Genomic DNA, 26505 nt, shown 5'->3' with positions numbered 1-26505 from the left:
CCGGTCGCGTGAACCACTTCCCGTACGGGTGCATCAAACCCAGTGACAGACCCGATAGAGGAAAGGACCGTCCATGCGCGGCAGACTGCTGATCGGTGTGGTGCTCACCCTTACGTTCGTCGTCGGTTGCACGTCACCGTTCGACCGGGTCGGCGGCGACGCGGCGCCCGCCGGCTCCCCGTCCGCCAGCACGAGCCCGCCGGCACCGAGCGATCCGGCCTCGGCCACCCCCAGCCCGACTGCTCCGGCCAGCCCCACCCCGGCCACCCGCACCACCGGGCCGGCCAAGCCGCTGAGCGAGATCAGGCGGACCGACTGGCCCAACGCGGTCATCGACAACCTGAAATTCTGCGGTGGGTCCGACGACAAGGTCACGTTCCGCAACGGATCCAACGGCGCCGCCGTGCCGTGCAAGATCCTGCCGGGCGGCGCGAGTCCGGTGTACGCCGAGTTCATCGTCGAGGAGCCCGCGATCGCGCCGTCGACCGAGGACGCCCTCATCCTCGTCGAACTGGGCAATCCCGGCTCCCGACGGGCACAGGCCCTGGTGCCCGTCCAGCTCTCCGACACCGGCGGAAAGCGGTCCGCGTGGCCGTACATTGTGGGCGACAGCGACGGGCCCGACGAGATCGAGACGTTCATCTCGTACCGGGTGGTGGGCCAGAACGTGCAGGCCACCGTCCGCAAGCTCGACGGCAGCACCGAGAAGCGGGAGTGGCGCAAGGCCGACGGCAGCGGAAGATGGGAACGGACTACCGTTGGGTGACCAGCGACGGGTCCACCCGCAACGTGCCGAGGATCTCGTCGGTACGGTCCGCGCCGTCGCTCTGCTTCACCTGGACGTACACGCCGACGATGCCGTCGGCCGCGACCAGGGTGACCTCGCTGAAGGACGTCTGCGCGCCCCCGCAGCGCGCCCAGTGCCCGACGTTCCCGCTGAGGGCACCGACGGTGATCGCCCGATCGGCGGCACGCGTGCATCCGCTGTGATCCGGCAGTGTCGGCCTCTTGGCTCCCGCGAGAGCAGGGCTCAGCCCGACGAAGACCCCCGGTGTCGCGCTGTCCACGTCGGACCAGTCGGTGAGGTCCGCTCCGACGAGCAGGCCCGGACCACGTTCGCCGGCGAGGCCGATCACGGCCGGGTCCCAGCCGGCGTCCCGCAGTTGCCGTGCCCAGCCGTCCGGGACGGCCACCGAGAGCGCGCCGGTCGCGTCGGCCACCCGGGTCCAGCCAAGTGCGGCGGTGGGAACGGTGGCGGATCCGGCCATGACCAGCGTCGCGGCCACGGTGCCGGCGGCGGTGAGGCTCCGACGGGTACGCCGCAGCCACGGGCGAGCCGGAACCCGTCGCGCGGCGAGCAGACCCTCCAGCGCGTCGGCGTACGTCGCTGCGGTTGGCCAGCGGCGGCCCGGGTCGCGGTGCAGAGCCCGACGGACGACGCGCTCGACCGCGGCGGGTACGCCCGAGGCCGCCTCCATCGCCTGCCCTGGAGGCTTCCCGGTCAGCATGTGCTGGGTCAGGGCGCCGATCGCGTAGACGTCGGCGCGCGCGTCCAGCCCGCCGCCCGCGACGAGCTGTTCCGGTGCCATGTAACCGGGCGTGCCGGCGGTCAGCGTGAACCCGGAGGCGTGCGCGAGCGCCTTGGCCAGCCCCAGGTCGGCGACGAGCACCCGCCCTCCGGCCGCAGGGCTGTCGAAGAGGATGTTGGAGGGCTTGAGGTCGCGGTGCAGCACACCGTTGTCGTGCAGGACGGCCACCGCCCTGGCGATGTCGGCGGCGACCCGCACCGCTTCGCCTACCGGCATCGGCCCGCCCACCAGCCGATCGGCGAGCGTGCCACCACCGGCGTACGTCATCACCAGGTACGGCCGACCGTCGGGCAGCTCGCCGATGTCCAACACGCGGACCAGATGGTCGGAGTCGACCTGTCGCATGAACCGCGCCTCCTGGCGGAACCGCGCCCGGATGTCGGCCCGCTGCGACCAGTTCTCGGCCAGCACCTTCACGGCCACCGGGGCCTGCAACTCGTCGTCGTGCGCCAGCCACACGGTGGCGAACGCCCCGCTGCCGACGGGGCGTGCGACGCGGTACCGGCCGACCTGTGGCGGGATGGACACGGCCGTATTATCCGGCAACCGGAACTGCGGGTGTCACACACGAGCGGGGGGAGCGCCGGTGGTGGACGGGTCGTCGATCGAGGAACTGGCGCGCCGGGCGGCGACCGGCGACAGCGCGGCCCGGGACGCGTTGCTGGCGGCGATCGGTCCGCGGGTCCTTGAGCAGTGTGGGCGTTTCCTGCCCTGTCGGCAGGACGCCGAGGAGGCGGCCCAGGACGCGTTGGTGCAGGTGGCCAGGCACATCGAGCGATTCGAGGGCCGGTCGCTCTTCTCGACCTGGTTGCACGTCGTGGTCGCCAACTGTGCCCGCCAGACCTATCGGTCCCTGCGGCGACGGGCGGCCGAGCAGCCCAGCCCGCTGCTGCCCGTCGAGGTGGCCGACCCTCGTACGACGAGCGTCATCGCCGGGTCGCGCCTCGACCTGCTCGACGCGTTGGACCGGCTGGAGGCCCACCGGCCGGAGTTGGTGACGGCACTGGTGTTGCGGGACCTGTGCCAGTTGGACTACCAGGAGATCGCCGAGCAACTGGGCATCCCGGTCGGCACGCTGAAGTCCCGGATCCATCACGCCCGTCGGCACGTCCGCGAGTCGTTGCGGGGCGGGGAGTAGGGCGGCGGGCCTGCCGGACATCGTATCGATCTGGGGTTTTGTCGCTGATCGAGTGACATCGTTTGACATGCGACGTCGACCCAACTTTGATATTCGATGTTCATAGTTCGACTTGGTCGGGTGCCGGTCGTCCGGCACCGGATCGGTCCGGTCGACGCCCCGATCCTGGAGGACGGATGTCAGCTTTCGCGCGGCCCAACCCCCGTCACGCACGACGACGACGGCTACTGCCGGCGGCGATGGCAGCGGTGACGCTGCTGACGGTCGCCATCGGCGTACCGGCATCGGCCGCGCCGGCCTCTACGGTGGTCAGTGCGGCATCGGGCCGCTGCCTGGACGTCGTCGGCAACGTCCGCACGGCCGGCGCCGGCATCAACATCTACGACTGCAACGGTCAGGCCAACCAGTCCTGGACGTTCACCTCGGCCGGTGAGCTGCGGGTCTACGACGAGACGATGTGCCTGGACGTGGTCGGCCAGGACACCACCGCGCCGGCCACCCTGCAGATCAACTCCTGCACCGGCGGCGCCAACCAGCGCTGGCGGATCAACACCAACGGGACCATCGTCGGCGTCCAGTCCAGCCTGTGCCTGGACGTCAACGGCGGTGCCACCGCCAACAGCACCCTGGTGGGTCTCTGGACCTGCAACGGGCAGGCCAACCAGCGGTGGACGACGGCGCTGGGCAGCTCCGACACCCAGCCGCCCACGGCTCCCGGCAGCCCGCGGGTGAGCGGCCTGACGTGCAACTCGGTGACCTTCGCGTGGAACGCCTCGACGGACAACGTCGCGGTGGCCTTCTACGACGTCTACCACGACGGCCAGTTGATGAAGTCGGTGAGCGGCTCGACGCTGTCCACCAGCCTCACGGTGGTCGCGGGAGCGACCTGGGGCCTGTACGTCAACGCCCGGGACGCCGCCGGCAACGTGTCCCAGGCGAGCACCACCGTGTCGATCACGCCCCCGCAGTGTCAGGCCGACACGCAGGCGCCGACCGCGCCGCAGCAGCTCTCCGGCACCGCGTCGGGCACCACGGTGACCCTGCGCTGGACCGCGTCGACCGACAACGTCGGCGTCCGGGCGTACGACGTCTTCCGGGGTGGTGTGAAGGTCGGCACGGTCACCGGCACGCCGCCGGTGACCACCTTCACGGACAGCGGGCTGGCGGCGAACACCGCGTACCAGTACTACGTGGTGGCCCGGGACGCGCAGGACAACACCTCGTCGCGCAGCGCCACCACGACGGTGACCACCGGCGCGGGCTGTGGCAACCCGGTGTGCGGGGTGCGTCAGGTCACCACCGACACCGACGTCCCGTGGGGGCTCGTCACGTTGTCGGACGGCACCGTGCTCTACAACCGCCGCGACGCGCACGACATCATCCAGCTCAACCCCAGCACCGGGGCCAAGACCAATCTGGGCACGGTGCCGAACGTGCAGAGCACCGACGGCGAGGGTGGCCTGCTCGGGCTCGCCGTGTCGTCCAGCTTCGCCAGTGACCGCTGGTTGTACATTATGCACACCTCGCCCAGCGACAACCGGATCGTGCGGATCAAGTTCGAGAACGGCCGCCTCAACACCTCCAGCGAGCAGGTGCTGGTCAGTGGCATCCGGCGGAACAAGTACCACGACGGTGGCCGGCTGCGCTTCGGCCCGGACGGCAAGCTGTACGCCAGCACGGGCGACGCGCAGAACGGCAACTACGCGCAGGACCGGTCGGCCCTCGAAGGCAAGATCCTGCGTCTCAACCCGGACGGCACGGTCCCCTCGGACAACCCGTTCGGCAACTACGTCTGGAGTTACGGCCACCGCAACCCGCAGGGGTTGGCGTTCGACTCGCAGGGTCGGCTGTGGGAGCAGGAATTCGGCAACTCGATCATGGATGAGACCAACCTGATCACGAAGGGCGGCAACTACGGCTGGCCGGCGTGCGAGGGCACCAGCGGCACCTGCGGCACGGCCGGGTTCATCGCGCCCGCGCGTACCTATCCGACCGCGGAGGGGTCCTGCTCCGGGATCACGATCGTGCGGGACGCGCTCTACGTGGCCTGTGCGCGGGGTGCCCGGATGTATCGGGCGGTGATCAGCGGCAGCAGCCTGACGAACGTGCAGACGTACTTCAGCGGCACCTACGGCCGCCTGCGGACGGTGGAGCCGGCTCCCGACGGCGGTTTGTGGTTGACCACCACCAACACCGGTGACAAGGACAGCACCCCGAACAACAGCAACGAGAGGATCCTGCACGTCACGCTCGGCAACTGACAGCTGTGGGCCGGGCGGCTCAGCGCCTCGTCAGGATGACGAGCTGCTGGGTCGCCCGGGTCATCGCCACGTACCGGTCCACCGCGCCCTCGATGCCCGTGCCGAACGCGTCCGGATCGATCAGGACGACCAGGTCGAATTCGAGGCCCTTGGCCTGCTCCGGGCTCAGCGATCGGACGCGCGACGCCGGTGCGAACGCCGGGTCGCCGATCACACAGGCGGTCCCGTCGGTGTGCTCGGTGAGCCAGGCGTCGAGGATCGCGCCCAGCTCGGCCGTCGAGCCGTGTACGACGGGGAGCCCGTTGCCGCGGATGGAGGTCGGCACGTTGGCGTCCGGGAGCACGGCCCGGATGACCGGCTCGGCCCCCGCCATGACCTCCTCCGGGGTCCGGTAGTTGATGCTCAGTGAGGCCAGGGTGATCCGGTCCAGCCCGATCCGCTCCAGGCGTTCCTGCCACGACTCGGTGAACCCGTGTCGGGCCTGGGCGCGGTCCCCGACGATCGTGAAACTGCGCGACGGGCACCGGGCCAGCAGCATCTGCCACTCGGCGTCGGTCAACTCCTGGGCCTCGTCCACGACGATGTGCGCGAACGGGCCGGCCAGCAGGTCCGGGTCGGCGGTGAGCGATCCGGACTCGTCGGCCAGGGCGTCGCGCAGGTCGGGCTGGCGCAGCATCGTCAACAGACCCTCGCCGTCGTCGTAGGCGTCGGCCGCGAGGAGTTCGTCGACGACCCGGTCCCGGTGCTCGCGCTCCACGGCGGCGGCGGGGTCGTGCCGCTGCGAACGCCCCGACGCGACGCCGAGCCGCCGCCGGGCCGCGTCCAGCAGCGGCAGGTCGGACACGGTCCAGGCCCGGGGCTCGTCGCGCTGCAGCGTCCGGATCTCCTCCCGGCTGAGCCAGGGCGCGCACGTGCGCAGGTACGCGGGCACCGACCACAGGTCTCCCACCAGGTCGGCCGCGTCGAGCAACGGCCAGGCGCGGTTGAAGGCGGTGCGCAGCTCCCGGTTGCGCGACAGCGACCGGCGCAGCACGTCGTCCGGCTCGTCGCCGTCGTACCTGTCGACGAGGATCGTGAGCAACTCCGCCCAGATCTCGTCGCGTGCCTCGTTGTGTGGGGTGCCCGGCCCCGGCGCCTGGAACGCGTCGGCCCAGTCGTCGGCGCCCAGCCAGAGGTCGCCCTCGTCGGTGGTGACAGTCATCGGCTTGACCGGTGGGTCCTCGTAGAACCGGACCGCCGCGTCGATCGCCCCGACCAGGTCCGCCGACGACTTCAGCCGGGCCACGTCCGGGTCGGGTTCGACGGTAACCGCCCCGCCCTCGTCGACGAGGTCCCGCAGGGTGCAGGTCTGCACGTCCTCCTCGCCGAGGCTGGGTAGGACGTCGGCGACGTAGGCAAGGTAGGGCTGGTGTGGCCCGACGAAGAGCACTCCGCCCCGGCGTTGACCCAGGCGAGGGTCGGAGTAGAGCAGGTAGGCGGTGCGGTGCAGCGCGACGACCGTCTTCCCGGTGCCCGGGCCGCCGTCCACGACGAGAGTGCCAGCCGATCCCGCCCGGATGATGGCGTCCTGGTCGGCCTGGATGGTGCTGAGCACGTCCCGCATCCGGGCGGAGCGGGCAGTGCCCAGGCTGGCGATGAACGCGGACTGGTCGTCGAGCGCGACGGCGTGCCCCACGAGCCCGTCCGGGGTGAACACCTCGTCCCAGTAGTCGCTGATCCGGCCGCGAGTCCAGCGGTAACGGCGACGGCTGGCCAGACCCATCGGGTTCGCGTGGGTGGCGCCGAAGAACGGCTCGGCGGCCGGAGAGCGCCAGTCGAGCAGCAGCCGCCGACCGGTGCTGTCGGTGAGGCCACGCCGCCCGACGTACACGGGTTCGGGGTCGTCCGCGCCGACCACGTGGCCGAGGCACAGGTCCAGGCCGTAGCGACTCAGCGCATGCAGGCGGCCGGTCAGCCGGCGGATCTCCTCGTCCCGGTCCATGGCCTGCCGGCCCTTGCCGCCGGGCGCCAGGCGCTCGGCGGCAAGGCGCTCGGACAGCTCGGTGTTCAGCTGGTCGAGGCTCTGCGCCATCGTCGCGAAATGCTGCTCGTCCAGGGCGATGAGCCTCGGGTCGGCCTTGGGGGAGAGGTGCGCGGGGAGATCGAACACGGAGGTAGGCAGGGAATTCAAATGATGACTTCCATTTCGGCAGATTCTGGCCTCGGCCGACGATTTTGCGGCACGACCCGGGTCTTGCCGCAAGCCCCCCAGTGCGCTATAAGTTAGAGGTGGCGGGGGAGCAGGTGCCCCCGTTTTCCAAGCTCAGGGCATGTCCACGAGCTCGCGGCCGAGGGGCCAGAGCGCCGCCGGCACGAGCTTGAAGTTGGCGATGCCGAACGGGATCCCGATGATCGTCACGCAGAGGGCGATGCCCGCGACGATGTGGGACAGCGCGAGCCACCAGCCCGCCAGCACCAGCCAGAGGATGTTCGCCAACCCGGAGGCCACGCCCGCGCCGGGCTTCGGCACCAGGGTGCGGCCGAAGGGCCACAGCGAGTAGACGGCGAGGCGGAGCGACGCGACCCCGAACGGGATCGTCACGACCAGGACGAAGCAGATCAGTGCGGCGACGCCGTACCCGACCGCCAGCACGATGCCACCGCCGAAGACGAGCCACAGCACATTCAGTACGAAACGAATCACCACTCCAGCATGAGCGACGCTCGCCACCCGCCCGCGCTCGGCGACCACCCGCGTTCGGCGACCACCACGAGAATGAACACCATGGACGCGAAGACGTACGCGACGGTCGCCGACGTGTGCCGGCGGCTCGCGGGCCGGCTCCCCGACGATGTCCTCGGGACCGTGCGGGAGCACTACGCCGCGGGTGAGTTCGCCCTGGCCGACGCCACCCTCCTGCTCAGCCTGACGTTCCACGGCGTCGCGATCACCAGCGCGGAACGGGCACTACTGCGCGCCTTTGTCGGTGAGCCCGACGGCTCCGACCTGGCCGGCGTGCCGGCCGTCACGGAGGTGCCGCCACTGTCGTACCGGTTCAGCGTCGACGGTCCGCCGGACGCGCCCGATCCAGCCCCGGCCGACACCCTCCTGTCCGTCGACGCGCCCCGCCGCCACGGGCGCAGCCTGCACCGCGCCTGGCGGACGCCACTGGACGGCGCGCCGGACGCGGCGGCGTGGACGTACGTGCTGCTGGTGGCCGAGGGCGCGGACGAGCCGTCGACGTACTCGGGCGTGCTGTCGACGCTCTGGGTCGCGCTGGGGCAGAGGTGGCCGGTGGAGGTCGTCGCCGCGGACTCGCCGCGAACGCCGTACCAGGAGGCGGCGCTGGCCGCCGCCGCAGCGGTCTGGCGCGCCTGACGACGAAGCCCCGACCGAGGGTCGGCTCGGTGGAAAACCTGAGACGGAAATCGGGGGCCGGGCGAGGATCTTCCCGGAACCGGCCGCGACGCCGAGGATCAGATGATGGTCGGCATGAAACGCGCTGAGCTGTATGTCCTCGCCGGACCGATCGGAATCGCCGCCTACGGCCTGGTCCGCCTCTGGGCGAAGTCCGATGGTGTGTACGGCCCGGGGTTCGACTGGCAGGCCGCGCATCTGGTCGCGCTCGCCGGCATGGTGTGCTTCGTCCCGGGGGTGCTCGCGCTGTCTCGCCTCCTGCCCCGCAGCCCCTGGCGAACCGGGGTGGTGACCGTCACGATGGTGGGACTCGCCGCGACGATGGTGCAGTTCGGCGCCGACATCGTGGAGGGTCTCCTGGCGGCCGACCGGGCGGAGATGTCGGCGCTCGGCGCGGACTTCAAGGCCATCCCCGGCGTCGAGGTGGCCTTCTACGACGTCGTACCCCAGTTCTTCTTCCTCGGCCTGGTCGTCCTCGCGGGCATGCTCGCCGCGAAACGGCGGCTGCCGTGGTGGAGCGTGCCGCTGCTGATCGTCGGCATCGTCCTGCCGGTGGTCACTCTCGACCTGCTACCCGTCGCCGGCCTGGCCATGCTGGTGGCGCTCGCCCCAGCGTTGCCGGCCCTGCGCCAGCAGGGCGAGCGTGCCGAGCCGCCCCTGGCCGTGCGCTGATCTGCGCTGGTCCCCGCCGTTAATGGCTGACGGGGACCAGCGTGGCTGCGACAGCGACGGTTTACCGCACCGCATCCCGTCGTGCCGGTGAGGACGACTCGGATAGTACGTGATCCGACAGCAACTTTCGAGCGGGCCATATAGCGTCTGAGCTGGGCAAACGTTCCGAATGAACCGATCGGGACGCCCTCTTTCGATGCCACTGCCGGGCATTCTCCCTATCTCGCAAGGAAGGCCCGTCCATGCATCGCATGATCCATCGAGGACTGCTCCTGACCGGCACGGCCGTCGTCATCGGAATGCTGACGACCTCGGCGGGCGCGGCAGCCCGGCCCGACAGCGTCTCGTCGAGGTCTACCTCATCCGCCGGTCCGGCATCGTTGAACGCCGGCTCCTGCACCATTCTCTGGGACCTGCTCAACGCAGGTGGCCGTAATGGCCGGGTGGCGGTTGGTCTGACCGAGGACCAGCAGCTCCTGAAGTTCGCCGCCAACCGACCGGGGTTGGCCTGCGTGATCGGCACGGTGGACCTGCCCGGCGCCGAGAACCTCGTGGGCATCGACTACCGGGTCCAGGACGGCCGGCTCTACGGCGTCGGCAACAGCGGCGGCATCTTCACGCTGTCCACCAGCGATGCCGCTGCCACGAAGGTCAGCCAGCTGACCATCCCCCTCAGCGGGTCGTTCTTCGGCGTCGACTTCAACCCGGCCGCCGATCGCCTGCGCATCATCAGCGACGTGGGCCAGAATCTGCGGCACAACGTCAACGTCGGCGGCGTCACCCTCGCCGACGGCACCCTCACCTACCCGCCTGCGGTCACCGCGGCCCCCGGGCTGACCGCGGCGGCCTACACGAACGTCGACCTCGATCCGAGCACCGCGACCACGTTGTTCGACATCGACACCAACCTCGACCAGGTCGCGCTGCAGTCCCCGGCAAACGCTGGCCAACTCGTCGCCACCGGCAGCCTGGGCGTGGCCGCCAACCCGCGGGCCGGCTTCGACATCCACAGCACCCTGCGCAGCGGACGAGCGGTGAGCAACAACGCCTACGCCGTCCTCAACGGTGGCTTCCCCAGCCAGGTGTACCAGATCGACCTGCTCAGCGGCACCGCTCAGCTGACCGGTGCGTTCACCGTGAAATACCTGGTCATCGATCTCGCGCTGCACCTCAACCAGCAGTAGCCCCGATGTCTGACAGGGGTGGCCCACCTTCGGGTGGGTCACCCCTGGCCGTGTTCTGGCAGGCGCGCGCCGGTCAACCCGGCAGCCCGGTGCAGGCGACCCCGTCGATGGTGCACGCCTCGGGGGCGGCACCGGTGGGTGCGCCGTTGACCCGGAACGTCACCCGGACCGACGAGCTGCCGGGCACCGCAGCGGCGCTGCCGTCCGGCACGAACGTCCACACCGCGCCGTCGCGGCTGGCCTGCGCGCCCTCGACCGCGCTGACCCGCAGCGACTCCCGGGGCAGGGTGAGCACCAACGTCCACTGTGGTGCCGGAACCGGCCCCGGGTTGGTGATGGTCACGGCCGCGCCATAACTGAGCAGTGCGGTGTCCTCGACGGCGAAGTCGGCGATCAGGGGGGCCGGCGTGGGTACGGCGGTCGAACCCGTCGGCGCGGGGCTGGTCGTGGCCCCGACGGTCGGCGGAGGGACCACGGTGACCGAGGCGGCGGGCGGGGAAGCGGCCACCGCCGGGCTGGTCGCTGCCGGTTGTGCCCGCGCTCGGGGAGTGCCGCCCGGCGTCGTGCCCACCGGATCCACCGACAGTGGCGGGTCGAGAGTCACCGGCGCCATCTTCTCCGGCGTGCGGAGCACTCCGGCGACGAGAACCGCCGTCACCCCGAGCACCCCGAGCACCGCGACCGCGGCAACCCAGGTGATCCGCGAGGCGTCGTCGCGACCGCTGAGCACCCGCCGGGCAGTCGTGGCGAGGGCCACGATCCGGTCCAGCAGGATGATCGCCACGGTACGGCGTGGCTGGGGTGGTGTCACCGGCACTGCCTGTCTTCCCTTCAGTTCGTCGCCGGATGCCCGCCCGCGATCCGTCGCGGATGGCCCCTGCCCTGTCACAGGGTGCGGAGCCCGACGAGGATCGCCTCAAGCAGATCCGTGGTCGGCAGCTCCGACAGCACCGGCGGGTCGTGCGTCTCGATCAGTCCGGCCGCGAGCAGGTCGCCGAGCAGCACCCGCACGGTCCCGAGCGGGAGGTCCAACTCGGCGCCGACCTCGGCAACCGACACCGGATGGTGGCACAGCTCGACGATCCGCGCCTGTTCGGGAAAGAGCGGGGTGGGAGGCGCGGCCGCCCGCCGGGCGACGACGAGCGAGATCAGGTCGAACTGACCGCCCACGGGCGAGGTACGCCCGCCGGTCATCGTGTAGGGCCGGGCGACCGGGCCAGCGTCGTCGTCGTACCACGCCTCGTCAGCGGTGCCGTTGGTGCGCACACGTGTCCCCGATCGTCGCGGAGGAGGCCGGACCCAGTGTGATCGGCAGGTGCTGCTCGGCCTGCCCCACGAAGAGCGCCACCTCGTACGCCATGTCGCCGACCTTGACGTCGTCACCGGAGATCCGCACGGTGAGGATGGTCCCGTTCGCGATGGTGGCGACGAAGAGGAAGGCGCGCGCCATCTGCACCACGACCTGACGCAGACCGCCCGCCTCGCAGGTCCGGGTGGCGGCCAGCCCCAACGCGATCAGGCCGGCGACGACGCCGGAGATCTGCTCGGCGAGCTTCGTCTCCACCTGCCGGGAGCCGCCGAGGAGCAACCCGTCCGGGGACAGCACGACGGCGAACTCCGCGCCGTGCACTCGGTCGACCAGGCGGTCCAGGGCGCCGGTCAGGCCGTCGTCGGTGACCACTGCGGAGGTCATGGGTCTCTCCTCGCTGTTCTGGCGACCGGCATCTCGACCGTGTCGAGGCCGGCCCTGCCGTGTTCGGGGTCGGGTGGCCCGGTCTGACGGACCCGCGTCGGCAGCGCGCCGTCGCCGCTCGGGTCGGTGCCGTGGTGCGCGGGCGGGTACGGGGCGGGTGGCGGCGAGGTGGAGGGTCTCCGGCCGGTGTCGGGCGCCGGGACCAGGTGGGCCGGCAGGAGCACGACCGCCGCCGTCCCGCCGCGCCGGCTGGGACGCAGCGAGACGAGGGCGCCACATCGGTGGGCCAGCACGGCGACGGTGTACAGACCGGTGGGACCCGGTGGTGGAGCCGCGGGCGGGCTGGCGAGCAGGTGGTTCGCGTCGGCCAGCGCGGCGGCGTCCAGGCCGGGCCCGTCGTCGACGACCAGGATGGCGCACCCCGGTGTCCGTTGCTCGCCGCCGACCCGGACGGTGGTGTCCGCCGGCGAGAAGGAGAGGGCGTTCTCGATCAACTCCGCCAGCAGGTGGACGACGTCGGTGACGGCCGGGCCGGCGAGCGACCACGGCCAGTACGGCGCGATCAGGACCCGCTGGTAGTCCGGCACCTCGGCGACGGCACCGCGTACGACGTCGAGCATCGGCACCGCGCGCCGCCAGCGGCGGGCGGGCCGCGCGCCGGCGAGGGCGATCAGCTTCTCCACGTTGCGCCGGACGCGGGTGGTCAGGTGGTCGAGCTGGAACAGCTCGCTGCTCTCCTCGGCGGGTCGCTCCCGGCGTTGCATCCCGTCCAGCAGGTCGAGCTGATCGCGCAGCAGGACCTGGTTGCGGCGGGTGACCCGCAGGAACAGCTCCCGGTCGGGACCGTCGGGCGCCGCCGCCACGTCCGGGGTCGGGACCGGCGCGTCGACGATCGGCCGGGTCAGCTGGTCGGTCAGCCGTCGGACGGTGCTCGCCCAGCTCACCAGGAGCACGAGCACGACGATGAGGCCCAGCCCCACCACGGCGCCGGTCCGGGCGACGAGCACGGCGGCACCCGGCGTGGCCCGTTCGACACTGCTGCGGGCGGTGCTCGTCACCAGGGTCTGCAGCGCGCCGAGGGCGGGATCCGCGGCGGCCCGCCAGTCCGCCAGGGTGGTCCCGGCCAGGGCGTTTGCGGTGTCCGTCCGCACCAGCCTGTCCTCCAGGGCGAGCAGCCCCGCGAACGCGGGGCCGCCCGCGATCCGCCGGTGCTCTGCCGGGCCGTCGGCCGGCAGCCCGGCCGCCGCCTCGGTACGCGCGAACCGCTGGTTGTCGACGAGTTCGGTCAGCCGGCGGCGATCGTCCGGGCCGAGCCGTTGGGCGGTGAGGGCCGCGCTGACCAGGGTGTCCTCCCGCGCGAGCAACTCCCGGGCGCGGGCCAGCGCGATCACCGCGCGGCTGTCGGCGGCCAACGTGCTCTCGTTCGCGCCCCACTCCGGGCCGTACACCCGGAAGGCGACGTCGACGACCTGGTCGTACCCGTCGACCGCCTCGGCCTGGTCGAGTTGCCCGGCGTCCACCTGGGACCTGATCGTGCTCAGGCCGTCGAGCCGGCGGACGAGTTCGTCGGCCCGGTCGCGCACCTCGCCGGCGCTGAGCAGCCGAATGTCGCGGCCCGCGCGGAACCTGCGGAGCTCGGCGGCGGCCCGGTCGGTGACCTCACGCGCCCCGCCCAGTGGGGTCGCCGCCGGCCCGGCTCCGGCGAGCGCCTCGGCGCTGGCCCGACGTTCGACCTGAAGGCTCAGGATCAGGCGGTCGATGGGCTGGCCCAGGGTGTCCGCCAGGGCCCGCACCCGCACCAGGTCGAGGGCGTCCTGGCTGGTCAGATAGGCCGCGTACGACCAGAGTGTGACCAGGACGGCGGCCAGTACGACGAGCCTCGTCCGGATCAGCCGGACCTCGCTGGGCGTCACGTCCCGCACCGCTCGGTGCGGCGGCGTCCCCGGCGGGGGCACTCCATCAGGTCGTCCGCTGCGGCCACGGCTGCCCGGCCGTGTCGCTGGCCCGGTCGGCGACGACGGTGCGCAGCAGTGCCAGCAACTCGGTGCGGTTGGCGCAGTTCAGTCGGTTGCGCATCCGCGCCACGTGGTGTTCCACGGTCTTCGCCGAGATGAAGAGCCGGTCGCCGATCTCGCGGTAGGTCAACCCGGCCAGCACCAGCTCGGCCACCTCGTACTCACGGTCGCTGAGCCCCTGCTGGGCGGGGCCGGTGACCCGCGTGGCGCTCTCGGTGGTGCTCGTCGGTGCCAGCTCGCCGTGGCCGCCGGGTGGTCGCCCCTGGAGTGCCCGCGCACACTCCAGCAGGGTGGTCATCGCCCGCCGGTCCGCGGTTCGGATGGCGGCCTGGCCGGCGAGGCGAGCACCGTCCCAGCGCAGTCCGGTGTCGTGCAGCGCCCGGGCGGCGGCCTCCACGCGGGTCGGGTCGACGACCCCCCGCAGCACCTCCACCCAGCACTCCGCGGCGGCGGCGACCACTGCGGCGTACCGGCTGTGGTCGGCCGCGGCCAGCAGGGCCGCGACGTGTTCGTCGGCGACGTCCGGCGCCCCGGTGAGGATCGCGGCGTGCAGACCGCTCCAGCGCAGCGGAACACTCCACAGTGGTGGGTCGTCGAGCCGGCCGAGCAACGTGCGCGCCTCCCGCAGGTACGGTTCGAGTCGGGCCAGGTCACCGAGGCGCGCGCCGGCGATGGCCAGCTCACCCAGCGGCAGGAGCGTGAACAGGTCGACGGGGTGCCGGACCACCGCTTCCAGCGCCTGTCCCCAGCCACGCTTGAGTGCCCCGATGTCGCTGGTGCGGCGGCCGACGCCCATCCGGATCGCGGCGGCGAACAGCGCGTCGCGGGACTCCAACTGCCGCCCGTCGAGCGTCACCGCGGCGAGCTGCTCGCTCGCGGCGCGTGTCTCGCCCCGGACCATCAGGATCCACGCCTGCAACAGCCGGTGGCGGCGAGCCATCAGCGGACCACCGACACCGGCGCCCAGGGCGCGGCGCAGCACCTGCTCGGCGATCTCCAGCTCACCACAGTGCACGGCCGTCAGCGCGGCGAGCGCCGCCGGGCTGTCCGGGAGGAGTGCCGCCCGCCCGTCCGGTTCCAGCAGCGCGGCGGCCTGCACGAGCGCGGAGAGCGCGGCGGTCGGCGGGCCGCTCACGCTCTCGCGTACGCCGTCGGCCATCAGCCGGGCGGCGCTGGCGTGCAGGGTCGGCGGTTCGCCCAGCGGGTCACCCGCCGGTGCCGCGGCGGCGGGGTCCGGGTCTCCGCTGGCGAGCCCGCCGACGACGGCGAAGGCCAGCGCCGAGGCGGTGCCCGACCACCGGTACAGCTCCACGCTGCGGCCGACGTGGCCACGGTGCGCCAGGGCGGTCGCCGCCACCACGGCCGCCTCGGACCGATCGTGGGGTGCGGCGGTGGCCAGCAGCCGGTCCGCCAACCGCAGGGCGTCGTCGAGGTTGCCGGCGAGCGCGGCGGCGAGCGCCTGCTGCGCGCTGGCCGGTTGCCCGGCCGCGGTGGCGGCGGCGAACAGCTCGGCGGCGAACGCCGGCTCGTCGGCCAGGGCCTCGCCCGCCGCGGCGGCCAGGGTCGAGGCCGGGCAGTCGCCGAGCGCGCCGACCGCGAGCAGGGAACGGACCAGCGGCAGTACCGCGCCGCCCCGGGCGAGCTGCACCTCGGTGAGCCGGCGCCAGACCGCGGTGCGGTCGGTGGTGGGGCTGAGCGTCGTGACCGCACGCCGGACGATCGGCGCGAGCCGGCCGTCGGCGCCGAGCAGCCCGGCCGCCCGCGTGGTGGCGATCAGTTCGTCCACTGCCGCCGGGTCCACGCCCAGGAGCGCGGCGAACATGTTCGCCGGCAGCGACCCGCCGGCCGCGACGGCGAGCAGCAGCCGACGTACGGCGGCGGGCTGCACGTCCAGGTCCGGCCCGAACTCCGCGACGACGGACCGGGGTGGGTTGACCACCGTGCCGGTCCGGGTCTCCGCGCCGGCCAGGCCGCGGGCCAGCCGTTCGACGTCCCGGGGTACGCCGGAGGTCTGCGTGTGGACGAAGTCGACCAGGTCGTCGCGGCGGCCCAACTCCGGCGTGGCGGTGAGGTAGCTGGCGGTCTGCTCCCGCGTGAACGGGGTGAGGAGCACGGCCTGCCCGTCCCGCCGTAGCGAGTCGACAAGCTCGCTGAACGCCGCCGACCGGGGCCACGGGCGATGGGCGACCACCAGGCGGTGCCGGCGGGCGCCGAGCAGGCGCAGGAGCACCTCGATCCGTGCGTCGTCGAGCAGGTGTGCGTCGTCGACGAGCACCAGCGTGCCGGGTTCGACCGGCTCGTCGGGCGCCGGGGTGGCCGTGCGTACGGTGATCCCGGCCCGCTGGTGGACCCGCGCCAGCTCGGCGAGGAGCGCGGTCTTGCCGTGCCCGCCGGGACCGGCGATGCCGACGGCCAGTGGACCGGTCGGGTCCTGGGCGACGGTGTCCAGCAGGGCCTGTGGCCCTCGGTCCAGCGTCAGCCCTGGTACGGCGATGTCATTCATGATCATTGGGGTCATCCTTCGCGTCCCCGGCCGCGGGCCAGCGCCAGGCGGGACGGTTTCGGCAGGTCCAGTGGGAGGACCCGGACCGGGGGCCGCGGTGGCGGATCGCCCGGAACGGTGTCGTGGTGCGGGCGGCGCGGCGCCGGGACGGTGGCCCGCCCGGTGCCGCGCCCGGCGTCGCGGGCCGGTGCCGGCTGGCGAGGGCGCGGCGACACCACCTGGGCGGCGGCCAGTGCCGCCCCGGCGGCGGCGGTCAGTTGCGAGTCCGGTTCGACCTCGACGGGCACCGGGAGGGCCGCGCTGATCAGCTCGACGACGAGCGGCACGCGGGTCGAGCCGCCCGCCAGCAGGACGCCGTCGAGCTGCGCCGACGTCAGGTCGGCGCTGCGCACGGCCCGCAGCAGCAGGTCGACGGTGGTCTGCACCATCGGGCGGATCATGTGCTCGAACTGGGCCCGGGTCACCGGTATCCGTGCCGGGCCGCTCGGCAGGGTCACCACCACGTCGGCCGTCAGGTCGACGGTCAGCGCCCGCTTGGCCCGGTCACACTCCGCGCGCAGCCCGCGCAGCGCGGTCTGGGTGCCGCGGCGTGCGGTGCTGGCCAGCTCCCGGGCCAGCATCGTACGGGTGTGTCCGGCCAGCGCCTCGTCGAAGTCGACGCCGCCAACCGAGTCGAGCCCCTGCGGCGTGCCGAATGTCTCGTAGGTGCCGCGCGGGGTGCGACGCACCAGCGCGGCCTCGAAGCTGTTGCCCCCCAGGGCGTAGACGGCGGCGGTGGTGCCCGCGAACCCACGGGCCGCGTGGCTCTCGGCCACCGTGACCGTGCGCGGCAGCAACGTCACGTGCCGCAGGCCGAAGTGCGACAGTGCGCGGTGCAGCACCTCCCGCCGGTACGGACGCCACCCGGCCGGGTGGCTGAGCACGACCGCCTCGGCGGGGCCGCCCTCCAGGGCGTGCACCCGCTCCACCACCCAGGCCGCGAGTTCCGCGGTCAGCGTCTGCGGTGTGCACGCCTCCCCGCCCAGCAGCAGGGGCACGTCATCACCGATCCGGTGGACGAAGTCCCGGGTGGTGCGGCTGCCGTCGTCGGTCTCGGGCTCGCCGACGTGCAGCGAGCCGTCCTCCGCCAGGCACAGCACCGACGGTACGAGAGGGGACCCGACGTGCAGCGGAACGGGCTCGGGACGCGTCCAGGACGCACCGGTACGCCGTGCGACCGCGGCGGCCGTGTTGGTGCTCCCGATGTCTATCCCCAGGACGTACGGCATCGTCTCTTCTCCCCCCGTGAGTTGGCCGGCCGGTGGCGATGGTGTCGGTGCTGCCGACGACCCACCCCCGGCGAACCCCGCGGGCTCCTACGTTCGTACCAGAGATCCGCCCCTGGTCGGGACCCTAATCTCGCCGGGACGGTTTCCCCCTGTCCCCCTAACGTACGAGGTCGCGGAGCCCCTAGTTCAACCGGGCCGGATGCGGGTTGAGCCCCGATGCCCGGGACCGGGCCCCGGCAATAGCGTCACTGTCGACGTACGACACCCGCCGCCGCCACTTCCGAGGAGACCCGGCACATGGACTCGCACCAGACCCTCCACGACTTCGTGCTCGACCTGCTGACGAACCCCGACGCACGGTCGGCATTCGACCTCGACCCCGAGGGCGCGCTGCGGGGCGCGGGGCTCACCGACATCACCGCGGCGGATGTGCAGGACGTCGTGCCGCTGGTCGTCGACTACGCGCCGGGGGCGGGTCTCGCGCCGTTGGCCTCGCCGGTCGGGCAGCTCGGGCTGGACCCGCTGTTCACCGACAGCACCGATGTGGTGGGTCAGTTGCAGAGCGTGGCGCAGCAGATCAGCGTCACGAGTTCGCCCACCGGCGTGGACGTCAAGGCCGGCGTGCTCGGTGCGATCGCGGTCGACTCGTCGACGGCCGCCGCCGGGGTGACCGTGCTGCCGGGGATCGGCCTGGGCGTCGGCCCGGCCGGCCTGGACACCGACTTCGCCGGTGCATCCGACGTGGCGTACACCCTCGACGCCGACGTGGTGCAGCCGGTGGACGCGATCGCGGACCCGGTGCTGGGTGACGTCACCGGCACCGTCGGCGACGCGAGCGGCCTGCTCGACGGCACCGACCCGAATCTGATCGGCGGCGACCTGACCGGCGGCGTCCTCTCCGGCGCCCACGGTCAGGTCGGCGGGGTCGTCAGCTCCCTGGGTGTCGACGACACCCTCGGTGGGCTGGGCCTCGGGCACGGCGACGGTGTCGTCGGCGGCGTGGTCCCGCCGCTCGACGTGCCGTCGGCGGTGGGCGGCGTGACGCACCAGGTGGACAGCCTCCTCCCCGGTGTCACCGACACGGTCGGTGACGTGACCGGCGGGGTCACCGATGGTGTGCTCGGCGGCGACTCACACGCCTCGTCCGATCACGGGCTGCTGGGTATCACCGGCGGCCTGCTCTGACCCGGATCTCCGGGCGGAGCGGGGGGCCGGATCGTATCGGGCGGTCCGGCCCTCTCCGCTTCCATGTCCGCTGCCTCTTGATAATTGAGCTGAAATCAGCACACTTGGTGCGGTGATGGCCGGGATCTGGTTGGACGTGCTGGACGACATCGCCCGCACGTGCAGTGCACACGGTCGTGGTGACCTGCTCCAGACGATCCGGCAGAAGCGTGCCCAACTGCTGGATCCGACGCTGCGCGTCCTGGTCATCGGTGAGCCGAACCAGGGCAAGAGCCAGCTCATCAACGCGATCATCAACGCGCCGGCCTGTCCGGTCGGCGACGGCCGCACCACGGTCCTACCGACAGTGGTGCAGCATGCCGAGGCCCCGACCGTCGCGGTCGCCCAGGCGCCGCCACCCGCCCGGGGCGGCGCCGCCGTCGCGGTGGCCGTCGAGCGGACCCCGGTGGCACTGAACCAGGTCGCGGAGAGCGTGGCCGGCCTGATCGGACGCCGGCCGGGTGGCGGCCCGGCGTACGTCGAGATCGGAGTGCCCCGCGCCCTGCTCGGCGCCGGGTTGGTGCTCGTGGACACTCCCGGCGCCGACGAGGTCTCCGGTATCGGCGGCGCGACCTCGGTCGCCGCGCCCGCCCGAGCGGACACCGTGCTGCTGGTCTCCGACTCCACCCGGGACCTGTCGGTCGCCGAGCTGAACATGCTGCTGCACGTCATGCGTGCACACCCCAACGTGGTCGTGGTGCAGAGCAAGACCGATCTGGTGGCGGACTGGCGCGCGGTGGCCGAACGCAACCGGCAGCACCTGGCCGAGGCGGGCATCCCGGCGACGCTGATCCCGGTCTCGGCGACGTTGCGACTGCGCGCCGCCGGGAACGACGACCGGGGTCTCAACGCCGAGTCCGGCTTTCCCGTGCTGATCGCCAGACTTCAGCGGGACCTGGCCGGCAAGGCCGACCGACTGGCCCGGTCGTCGGTGCAGACGGTGGCCCGGACGGTGGTGGAGCAGTTGGCCGCCCCGCTGCGCGCCGAGTTGGCGACCCAGGAGGCCGAGGAGCAGTCCGGGCCGATCTCCCGCCTGCACGCGGCGCAGCGTGAGGTCGACGAGTTGCGCCGGTGTTCCACCCGGTGGCAGAACACCCTCAGCGACGAGATCGGCGACCTGCTGTCCGACATCGAGTACGACCTGCGCGACCGGACCCGGGAGATCCTGCGTACGGTCGACGAGGCCTTCGACACGGCCGATCCGCTGGTCGCCTGGGACACCTTCCAGGACTGGCTGGAGCGGAGCCTGGTGGAGGCCGCGGAGGCGAACCACGAGTGGCTGATCCAGCGCTGTGACTGGATCGCCCGGCGGGTGGCCGCCAACTTCAACAGGTACGGCTACGACGTGCTGCCGCCCTGGTCGATGACCATGCCGGAGGACATCGGGCAGCGGCTGCCCGAGTTGCAGATGCCGACGATCGACCGGTTCACCCCGAGCCAGAAGCTGTTCACCGGCATGAAGGGCTCGTACGGCGGCATGCTGATGTTTGGTCTGGCGACCACCCTGGCCGGCATGCCGATGATCAACCCGGTCTCGGTCGGCATCGGGGCGCTGTTCGGCGGCAAGAGCATCCGCGACGAGAGCAAGCAGTTGCTCCGTCGCCGTCAGGCGACCGTCAAGACGGCCATCCAGCGACACGTCGACGACTTCTTCGTCCGGATGATCCGGGACTGCCGGGACACCGCCCGGCAGGTGCAGCGGATGCTGCGGGACCACTTCACGGGGCTGACCGAGGAGCTACAGGAGGCGATCGTCCAGTCGTTCCGCAGCGCCAAGCAGGAGGCCGACACGGATGCGTCGCTGCGCGAGCAGCGGCAGCGTGAGATCCGGCTGAAGATGACCCGGTTGGCCGCGCTCTACGAACAGGCTCAGCAGTTGACCGGCACCCGGGCCGCCCCGCTGCTGTTGGAGCCGCAGGCATGACCGTGGGTCTGCGCCTGGACGAGGCGGCCTGGGAGTTGTTGCACCAGGCCATCGACCTCTACCGGGACCATCCGCGGGCCGTCGGGCAGCTGCGGCACCAGGTCGCCCGGTTGGAGCAACCGCTGCGGATCGCGGTCGCCGGCCCCTGGCGTTCCGGCAAGTCGACGGTGCTCAACGCCCTGATGGGGGAGGAGGTCGCGCCGGTCGAGCGGGCGGACGGGGCGTTCACCTGGTACGAGGATGGCGCCGAGCCGCACGCGACCGCGTATCCGGCCGGTCAGCCTCCGCAGGAGTTGACGGTGGTCAAGTCGGCGACCGGCCTGCGGGTGGATCTCGGCTGGGGCGCGGGCGACGTGCGCGACATCGTGGTGCGGTGGCCGACGCGGGCGCTGCGGCAGGTCACGCTCATCGACACACCCGCGGTCACCAGCACCGTCGAGCAGGATCGGGCGCCGGTGTGGGAGCGGGTGTTACGGGACTCGGACGCGGTGTTGTATCTGACCCGCGACGCCCGCGACAGTGATCTGCGGGTGCTGGAGTCGGGCCGGGACAGCGTGGTGGGGCAGGTCGCGCCGGTCAACGTCATCATGGTGTTGTCCCGCGCGGACGAGATCGGCGGAGGTCGGATCGACGGCCTGCTCACCGCCCGGCAGCTCGCTCGTCGGCACCACCGCGATCCACGGGTGAGCGCGCTCAGCGTGAACGTGGTGGCGTGCAGTGGGATGCTCGGCCTGGCGGGCCGGATGCTCGGCGAGTCGGACTTCGCCGCGCTCGCCGCCATCGCCCAGGTGCCCCGGGTCGAGCTGGACGCCCATCTGATCTCCGCCGATCGGTTCCTCCACGGCGAGCTGCCGGTACGGCTGGAAACGGCGGCGCGTGCCGCGTTGCTGGACCGGTTCGGGCTCTTCGGCGTCCGGTTGGCGACCACCCTGGTGCGCAGTGGGTTCGACAGCCGGGTGAAGCTCTCGGCGGAACTCATTCGGCGCAGTGGCCTCACCGAGCTGCGTGAGTCGGTGACCCGCTGTTTCATCGACCGCGGCGACGCCCTCAAGGCCCGGTCCGCGCTGGCCGCGGTCGAGACGCTGCTGCGGGCCGAGCCGACCCCGGGTTCCACGGAGTTGGCCGGCGCGGTCGAGCGGATCCTCGCCGGTGCGCACGAGTTTCGGGAGCTACGCCTGCTGGTGGCGCTGCGCAACGCCCGGCTCGGCTTCGACGCGGAGTTGACCGCCGAGGCGCAGCGGCTCGTCGGGGGTGACGGGGTGGGCCTCGCGGCCCGACTGGGGGTCGAGCACGAGGCGACCGTGCAGCGGCTCTGGGAGGTTGCCACCGACGCGCAGTGGCGGTGGCGGGACCGGGCGGAGGACCCCCTGCTCCCGTTGGCGCAGCGGCGCGGCGCCCAGGTCGTCGTCCGCAGTTGCGAGGGGATGATCGCCGAGTTGGTGGCGGGCGGTCGCTGAGCGGACGGTTTCCGCCGTCGATCGCACCCCGAAAACCGTTATTCGATCTTGCTCGCCACGGTCGTCCCTGACCTGCGGAGATAACGCTCTCACGGATGGTGGAAGAGACTTGACGCGGCAGTGATCCGGACGCAACGATGCATTCACATTCCTCGTTCCACTGCCAGGCGTGATCGGCGCACGCCGTCCTCGTACCACGAAAGGACAATCGTGCGCAGATCCCTGAGATCGTGGCTCGGCGTCGCCCTGAGCGCGATCCTCGTGGCCGGCGGCATCGTCGCCGCGCCACCCACGGCCAGCGCCGCACCGTTCACCGTGCTGGTCTTCAGCAAAACTGCCGGGTTCCGGCACGGATCCATCACCCCGGGCATCACCGCCATCCAGCAACTCGGCGCCGCCAACGGCTTCACCGTCGAGGCCACCGAGGACGCCGCCCAGTTCACCGACGCCAACCTGGACCGGTTCGCCGCGGTGATCTGGCTGTCCACCACCGGCGACGTGCTCAACGCCGCCCAACAGGCCGCGTTCGAGCGCTACATCACCGGCGGCGGCGGCTACGTCGGCGTGCACGCCGCCTCCGACACCGAGTACGACTGGCCCTGGTACGGCGGGCTGGTCGGGGCGTACTTCGCCTCGCACCCGGCCGAGCAGAACGTCACCGTCAAGGTCGCCGACCAGGTGCACCCGTCCACCGCGACCCTGCCGCAGCGGTGGAACCGGTTCGACGAGCTGTACAACTACCGCACCAACCCGCGGGGCACCGCGCACGTGCTGGCCACCCTGGACGAGAGCACCTACACCGGCGGGAGCATGGGTGCCGACCACCCGATCTCCTGGTGCCAGAACTACTCCGGCGGCCGAGCCTGGTACACGGGCCTGGGCCACACCGACGCGTCGTACACCGAGGCGAGCTTCCGTCAGCACCTGCTCGGCGGCATCCAGACCGCCGCCGGCGCGCTCGACGCGGACTGCGGCCCCACCGTCACCAGCAGCTTCCAGCAGGTGGAGCTGGCCAAGGGTGCGGCCGAGACCGGTGAACCGATGAGCCTGACCGTCCTGCCGGACCGGGGCGTGCTGCACACCTCCCGCAACGGCGTGATCCGGCACACCGACGCCGCCGGCAACACCAAGATCGCCGCCACCCTGCCCGTCTACACCGGCGACGAGGAGGGCCTGCAGGGCATCAAGGCCGACCCGAACTTCGCCACCAACCGCTGGGTGTACGCGTACTACGCCCCACCGCTGAACACTCCCGGCGGCGGCCCCCCGGCCACCGGCACCCCGGCGGACTTCGCCCCCTGGGACGGCGTCAACCGGCTGGCCCGGTTCACCGTGAACGCGGACAACACCATCAACCTGGCCAGCGAGACGCTGATCCTGAACGTGCCGACCAGTCGGGGCATGTGCTGCCACGTCGGCGGCGACATGGACTTCGACGCGGCCGGCAACCTCTACCTGTCCACCGGGGACGACACCAACCCGTTCGACTCGGCCGGGTTCACCCCGATCGACGAGCGGGCCGGGCGCAACCCCGCCTCCGACGCGCAGCGCACCTCGGCGAACAGCAACGACCTGCGCGGCAAGGTGCTCCGGATCAAGCCGAGCGCGGCCGGCGGGTACACCATCCCGGCCGGCAACATGTTCGCCCCGGGCACCGCACGGACCCGCCCGGAGGTCTACGCGATGGGCTTCCGCAACCCGTTCCGGATGAGCGTGGACAGAGCCACCGGCATCGTCTATCTCGGCGACTACGGTCCGGACGCGGGCACCGCCGACCCGAACCGGGGACCGGCGGGCAACGTCGAGTTCGCCCGCATCGACCGGCCCGGCTTCTACGGCTGGCCGTACTGCACCGCCCGCAACGACGCCTACAACGACTACACCTTCCCGTCCGGGCCGTCCGGGGCGAAGTTCAACTGCGCCGGTGGGCCGGTGAACAACTCGCCCAACAACACCGGCATCACCCAGCTGCCGCCGGCCATCCCGGCCTGGCTGCCGTACGGCGGCTCCGGCTCGCCACCGGAGTTCACCGGCGGTGGCCTGTCGCCGATGGGCGGCCCGGTCTACCGGTACGACCCGAACAACACCTCGCCGGTGGCGTTCCCCGAGTACTACGACGGGACCTACTTCGCCGGTGAGTTCGGTCGTCGCTGGATCAAGAACATCAAGCTCGACGCGTCCGGCCAACCACTGAAGATCAACCCGTTCCCGTGGACCGGCACACAGGTCATGGACATGGAGTTCGGCCCGGACGGCGCGCTCTACGTGCTCGACTACGGCACCGGCTGGTTCAACGGCGACGCCAACTCGGCGCTCTACCGCATCGAGTACGCCCGCGAGGGCAGAGCGCCGGTCGCCAAGGTGTCGGCCACCCCGACCAGCGGCAGCGCGCCGCTGACCGTGGCCTTCTCCTCGGCCGGCACCCTCGACCCGGACGGTGACCCGTTCACCTACGCCTGGGACTTCGACAACAACGGCACCACCGACTCGACGGCCGCGAACCCGAGCTTCACGTACACCACGAACGGGACCCGCAGCCCGACGCTGACGGTCCGGGACACCACCGGCAAGACGGCCACCGCGAGCGTGGTCGTCACGGTCGGCAACAGCGCGCCGGTGGTCACCGTGAACACCCCGTTGAACGGGCAGACGTTCTCCTTCGGCGACGCCGTGCCGTTCAGCGTCACGGTCACCGACGCCCAGGACGGTGCGGTCAACTGCGCCCGGGTCAAGGTGAACTACGTCCTCGGCCACGACTCGCACGGCCACCAACTCGGCAGCGCGCAGGGCTGCACCGGGGTCATCCAGACCACCGCCGACGGTGAGCACGACACCGCGGCGAACATCTTCGGCATCATCGACGCCGAGTACACCGACCTGGGCGGGGGCGGCCAACCGCCGTTGACCACGCACACCCAGGCGGTGCTGCAACCCCGGGTGCGGCAGGCCGAGCACTTCGGTGACTCGTCCGGCGTCCAGATCGTCGCCGGGGCGGCCGGGCACGGCGGAGCGGCGGTCGGCTACATCGACAACAACGACTGGATCTCGTTCCGTCCGTACAACCTGAGCGGCGTGCAGTCGTTCAGCGCCCGGGTCGGCGCCCCGGCCGGCGGCGGTGGCACCCTCGAACTGCGGGTCGACTCGCCCACCGGTCCGTTGGTCGGCTCGGCCACCGTGGTCCCCACCGGCGGGTACGCCACCTTCGCCACGGTCACCGGCGGGGTCACCGCACCGACCGGCACCCGGACCCTGTTCCTGGTCTTCAAGGGCACCGGCCCGTACTTCGACATCGACGAGTTCACCCTCTCCACGAGCCCCGGTGGACCAGGACCCGACCCGGACCCGGATCCCGAGCCGGGTGCCAACCTGGCCCGGGGCAAGCCGGCGCGGGCGTCCAGCTTCGAGGGCGCGTTCACCGCGGCCAACGCGTTCGACGGCGCGGCTGGCACCCGGTGGGGCAGCGCGTTCGGTGACCCACAGTGGATCGACGTGGACCTGGGTGCCTCGTACGCCATCAACCGGGTCAAGCTGACCTGGGAGGCGGCGTACGGCAGCGGGTACCAGATCCAGACCTCACCGGACGGGGTCACCTTCACCACGATCCGCACGGTGACCGGCGGCGACGGCGGCGTGGACGACCTGACCGGGCTCACCGGCTCCGGCCGGTACGTCCGGCTGCTCGGCACCACCCGGGGCACCGCCTGGGGTTACTCGCTGTTCGAATTCGAGGTGTACGGCGGCACCGGCAGCCCGACCGGCGGGAACCTGCTGCTGAACAAGCCCACGTCGACGTCCAGCAACGAGGGGGCCGACGTGTCCGGCGCCCAGGCGGTCGACGGCAGCCTCACCACCCGTTGGTCGAGCACGTTCTCCGATCCGCAGTGGATCCGCGTCGACCTCGGCAGCCCCACCGCGATCGGCCGGGTCAAGCTGAGCTGGGAGGCGGCGTACAGCAGCGCGTACCAGATCCAGACCTCGAACGACGGCACCACCTGGACCACCGCGAAGACGGTGACCGGGGCCGACGGTGGCGTGGACGAGCACGCCGGGCTCGGCGCCAACGGTCGCTACCTGCGGATCAACGGCACCGCCCGGGGCACCGGATACGGTCATTCGCTCTGGGAGGTGGAGGCGTACACGAGCTGAACCACCACCGCTGACCGGGCCGGCACGGACGTAC

19 protein-coding genes are annotated in these 26505 nt (G+C 72.0%); 10 read left to right on the top strand and 9 right to left on the bottom strand.

Annotation, left to right across the window (positions count from 1 at the left end; all coding sequences use genetic code 11):
* Positions 1-73: 73 nt before the first annotated feature.
* On the top strand, positions 74-766 hold the full coding sequence (locus tag AB0A90_RS20660; protein WP_357250138.1) for a hypothetical protein: 693 nt from the start codon (positions 74-76) through the stop codon (positions 764-766).
* Here AB0A90_RS20660 and AB0A90_RS20655 read toward each other — a convergent pair.
* On the bottom strand, positions 753-2117 hold the full coding sequence (locus AB0A90_RS20655; protein WP_357250135.1) for a serine/threonine-protein kinase: 1365 nt from the start codon (positions 2115-2117) through the stop codon (positions 753-755). The two genes, AB0A90_RS20660 and AB0A90_RS20655, sit on opposite strands and share 14 nt — an antisense overlap.
* A gap of 58 nt (positions 2118-2175) precedes the next feature.
* On the opposite strand from AB0A90_RS20655, the gene AB0A90_RS20650 reads away from it, so the two are divergent.
* Both AB0A90_RS20650 and AB0A90_RS20645 read left to right on the top strand, forming a co-directional pair.
* A complete protein-coding gene (locus AB0A90_RS20650) occupies positions 2176-2727 on the top strand; it encodes an RNA polymerase sigma factor (RefSeq protein ID WP_357250131.1) in 552 nt (183 codons plus the stop codon).
* Positions 2728-2903: 176 nt separating this feature from the next.
* Positions 2904-4988 (top strand): PQQ-dependent sugar dehydrogenase, encoded by a 2085-nt coding sequence (locus tag AB0A90_RS20645; RefSeq protein ID WP_357250130.1) that lies wholly within the window; start codon positions 2904-2906, stop codon positions 4986-4988.
* Positions 4989-5007: 19 nt separating this feature from the next.
* Here the strand turns inward: AB0A90_RS20645 and helR are convergent, their stop codons facing one another.
* Both helR and AB0A90_RS20635 read right to left on the bottom strand, forming a co-directional pair.
* Positions 5008-7137: an RNA polymerase recycling motor ATPase HelR gene (gene helR, locus AB0A90_RS20640; RefSeq protein ID WP_357250127.1), complete on the bottom strand. Its 2130-nt coding sequence runs from the start codon at positions 7135-7137 to the stop codon at positions 5008-5010.
* Between the two features lie 153 nt (positions 7138-7290).
* Positions 7291-7671 carry a YccF domain-containing protein gene (locus tag AB0A90_RS20635; RefSeq protein WP_357250124.1) on the bottom strand — a complete coding sequence of 127 codons (381 nt, stop codon included), beginning with the start codon at positions 7669-7671 and terminating at the stop codon, positions 7291-7293.
* Between the two features lie 9 nt (positions 7672-7680).
* On the opposite strand from AB0A90_RS20635, the gene AB0A90_RS20630 reads away from it, so the two are divergent.
* The 3 genes from AB0A90_RS20630 to AB0A90_RS20620 all read left to right on the top strand — a co-directional run bounded on the left by AB0A90_RS20630 (position 7681) and on the right by AB0A90_RS20620 (position 10241).
* The gene (locus AB0A90_RS20630) at positions 7681-8346 is read left to right on the top strand and encodes a hypothetical protein (protein WP_357250121.1); all 666 of its coding nucleotides are present in this window, start codon (positions 7681-7683) and stop codon (positions 8344-8346) included.
* 114 nt (positions 8347-8460) lie between these two features.
* Positions 8461-9057, top strand: a complete 597-nt coding sequence (locus AB0A90_RS20625) for a hypothetical protein (protein ID WP_357250118.1) — start codon at positions 8461-8463, stop codon at positions 9055-9057.
* Positions 9058-9308: 251 nt separating this feature from the next.
* Positions 9309-10241, top strand: a complete 933-nt coding sequence (locus tag AB0A90_RS20620) for a DUF4394 domain-containing protein (protein WP_357250115.1) — start codon at positions 9309-9311, stop codon at positions 10239-10241.
* Positions 10242-10314: 73 nt separating this feature from the next.
* On the opposite strand, the gene AB0A90_RS20615 is transcribed toward AB0A90_RS20620, so the two are convergent.
* From AB0A90_RS20615 to AB0A90_RS20590, 6 genes are all read right to left on the bottom strand, one after another.
* On the bottom strand, positions 10315-11052 hold the full coding sequence (locus AB0A90_RS20615; RefSeq protein WP_357250113.1) for a cellulose binding domain-containing protein: 738 nt from the start codon (positions 11050-11052) through the stop codon (positions 10315-10317).
* A gap of 74 nt (positions 11053-11126) precedes the next feature.
* Complete coding sequence (locus tag AB0A90_RS20610) at positions 11127-11507, bottom strand: DUF742 domain-containing protein (protein WP_357250111.1); 381 nt, start codon at positions 11505-11507, stop codon at positions 11127-11129.
* Entirely contained in the window at positions 11485-11934 is a 450-nt protein-coding gene (locus AB0A90_RS20605) for a roadblock/LC7 domain-containing protein (protein ID WP_357250108.1), read from the bottom strand. Before AB0A90_RS20605 ends, AB0A90_RS20610 begins: the two co-directional genes overlap by 23 nt.
* Positions 11931-13847, bottom strand: a complete 1917-nt coding sequence (locus tag AB0A90_RS20600) for a nitrate- and nitrite sensing domain-containing protein (RefSeq protein WP_357250106.1) — start codon at positions 13845-13847, stop codon at positions 11931-11933. Before AB0A90_RS20600 ends, AB0A90_RS20605 begins: the two co-directional genes overlap by 4 nt.
* 46 nt (positions 13848-13893) lie before the next feature.
* Positions 13894-16458, bottom strand: coding sequence for a LuxR C-terminal-related transcriptional regulator (locus AB0A90_RS20595; protein WP_357250103.1), 2565 nt, complete (start codon positions 16456-16458; stop codon positions 13894-13896).
* Positions 16459-16463: 5 nt separating this feature from the next.
* Positions 16464-17720, bottom strand: coding sequence for an Hsp70 family protein (locus AB0A90_RS20590; protein ID WP_357250100.1), 1257 nt, complete (start codon positions 17718-17720; stop codon positions 16464-16466).
* A 297-nt stretch (positions 17721-18017) separates the two neighbouring features.
* Between AB0A90_RS20590 and AB0A90_RS20585 the strand changes: the two genes are divergently transcribed.
* The 4 genes from AB0A90_RS20585 (at position 18018) to AB0A90_RS20570 (ending at position 26471) form a co-directional block, all read left to right on the top strand.
* A complete protein-coding gene (locus AB0A90_RS20585) occupies positions 18018-18905 on the top strand; it encodes an IniB N-terminal domain-containing protein (RefSeq protein ID WP_357250098.1) in 888 nt (295 codons plus the stop codon).
* 115 nt (positions 18906-19020) lie between these two features.
* On the top strand, positions 19021-20868 hold the full coding sequence (locus tag AB0A90_RS20580; protein WP_357250305.1) for a dynamin family protein: 1848 nt from the start codon (positions 19021-19023) through the stop codon (positions 20866-20868).
* Positions 20865-22325 (top strand): hypothetical protein, encoded by a 1461-nt coding sequence (locus AB0A90_RS20575; RefSeq protein ID WP_357250096.1) that lies wholly within the window; start codon positions 20865-20867, stop codon positions 22323-22325. Before AB0A90_RS20580 ends, AB0A90_RS20575 begins: the two co-directional genes overlap by 4 nt.
* A 210-nt stretch (positions 22326-22535) precedes the next feature.
* Positions 22536-26471, top strand: coding sequence for a ThuA domain-containing protein (locus tag AB0A90_RS20570; RefSeq protein WP_357250093.1), 3936 nt, complete (start codon positions 22536-22538; stop codon positions 26469-26471).
* Positions 26472-26505: the final 34 nt, after the last annotated feature.

Origin of the sequence: Micromonospora sp. NPDC049204 (assembly GCF_040647935.1) — a bacterium.
Taxonomy (GTDB): domain Bacteria; phylum Actinomycetota; class Actinomycetes; order Mycobacteriales; family Micromonosporaceae; genus Micromonospora.
This window is presented reverse-complemented; position numbering and strand designations above follow the sequence as displayed.

Excerpts from the sequence above, each read along its gene's own strand:
- AB0A90_RS20660 (WP_357250138.1), top strand. The coding sequence starts at position 74 with ATGCGCGGCAGACTGCTGATCGGTGTGGTGCTCACCCTTACGTTCGTC.
- AB0A90_RS20645 (WP_357250130.1), top strand. The coding sequence starts at position 2,904 with ATGTCAGCTTTCGCGCGGCCCAACCCCCGTCACGCACGACGACGACGG.
- AB0A90_RS20630 (WP_357250121.1), top strand. The coding sequence starts at position 7,681 with ATGAGCGACGCTCGCCACCCGCCCGCGCTCGGCGACCACCCGCGTTCG.
- AB0A90_RS20625 (WP_357250118.1), top strand. The coding sequence starts at position 8,461 with ATGAAACGCGCTGAGCTGTATGTCCTCGCCGGACCGATCGGAATCGCC.
- AB0A90_RS20620 (WP_357250115.1), top strand. The coding sequence starts at position 9,309 with ATGATCCATCGAGGACTGCTCCTGACCGGCACGGCCGTCGTCATCGGA.
- AB0A90_RS20605 (WP_357250108.1), bottom strand. The coding sequence starts at position 11,934 with ATGACCTCCGCAGTGGTCACCGACGACGGCCTGACCGGCGCCCTGGAC.
- AB0A90_RS20595 (WP_357250103.1), bottom strand. The coding sequence starts at position 16,458 with ATGATCATGAATGACATCGCCGTACCAGGGCTGACGCTGGACCGAGGG.
- AB0A90_RS20590 (WP_357250100.1), bottom strand. The coding sequence starts at position 17,720 with ATGCCGTACGTCCTGGGGATAGACATCGGGAGCACCAACACGGCCGCC.
- AB0A90_RS20585 (WP_357250098.1), top strand. The coding sequence starts at position 18,018 with ATGGACTCGCACCAGACCCTCCACGACTTCGTGCTCGACCTGCTGACG.
- AB0A90_RS20580 (WP_357250305.1), top strand. The coding sequence starts at position 19,021 with ATGGCCGGGATCTGGTTGGACGTGCTGGACGACATCGCCCGCACGTGC.
- AB0A90_RS20575 (WP_357250096.1), top strand. The coding sequence starts at position 20,865 with ATGACCGTGGGTCTGCGCCTGGACGAGGCGGCCTGGGAGTTGTTGCAC.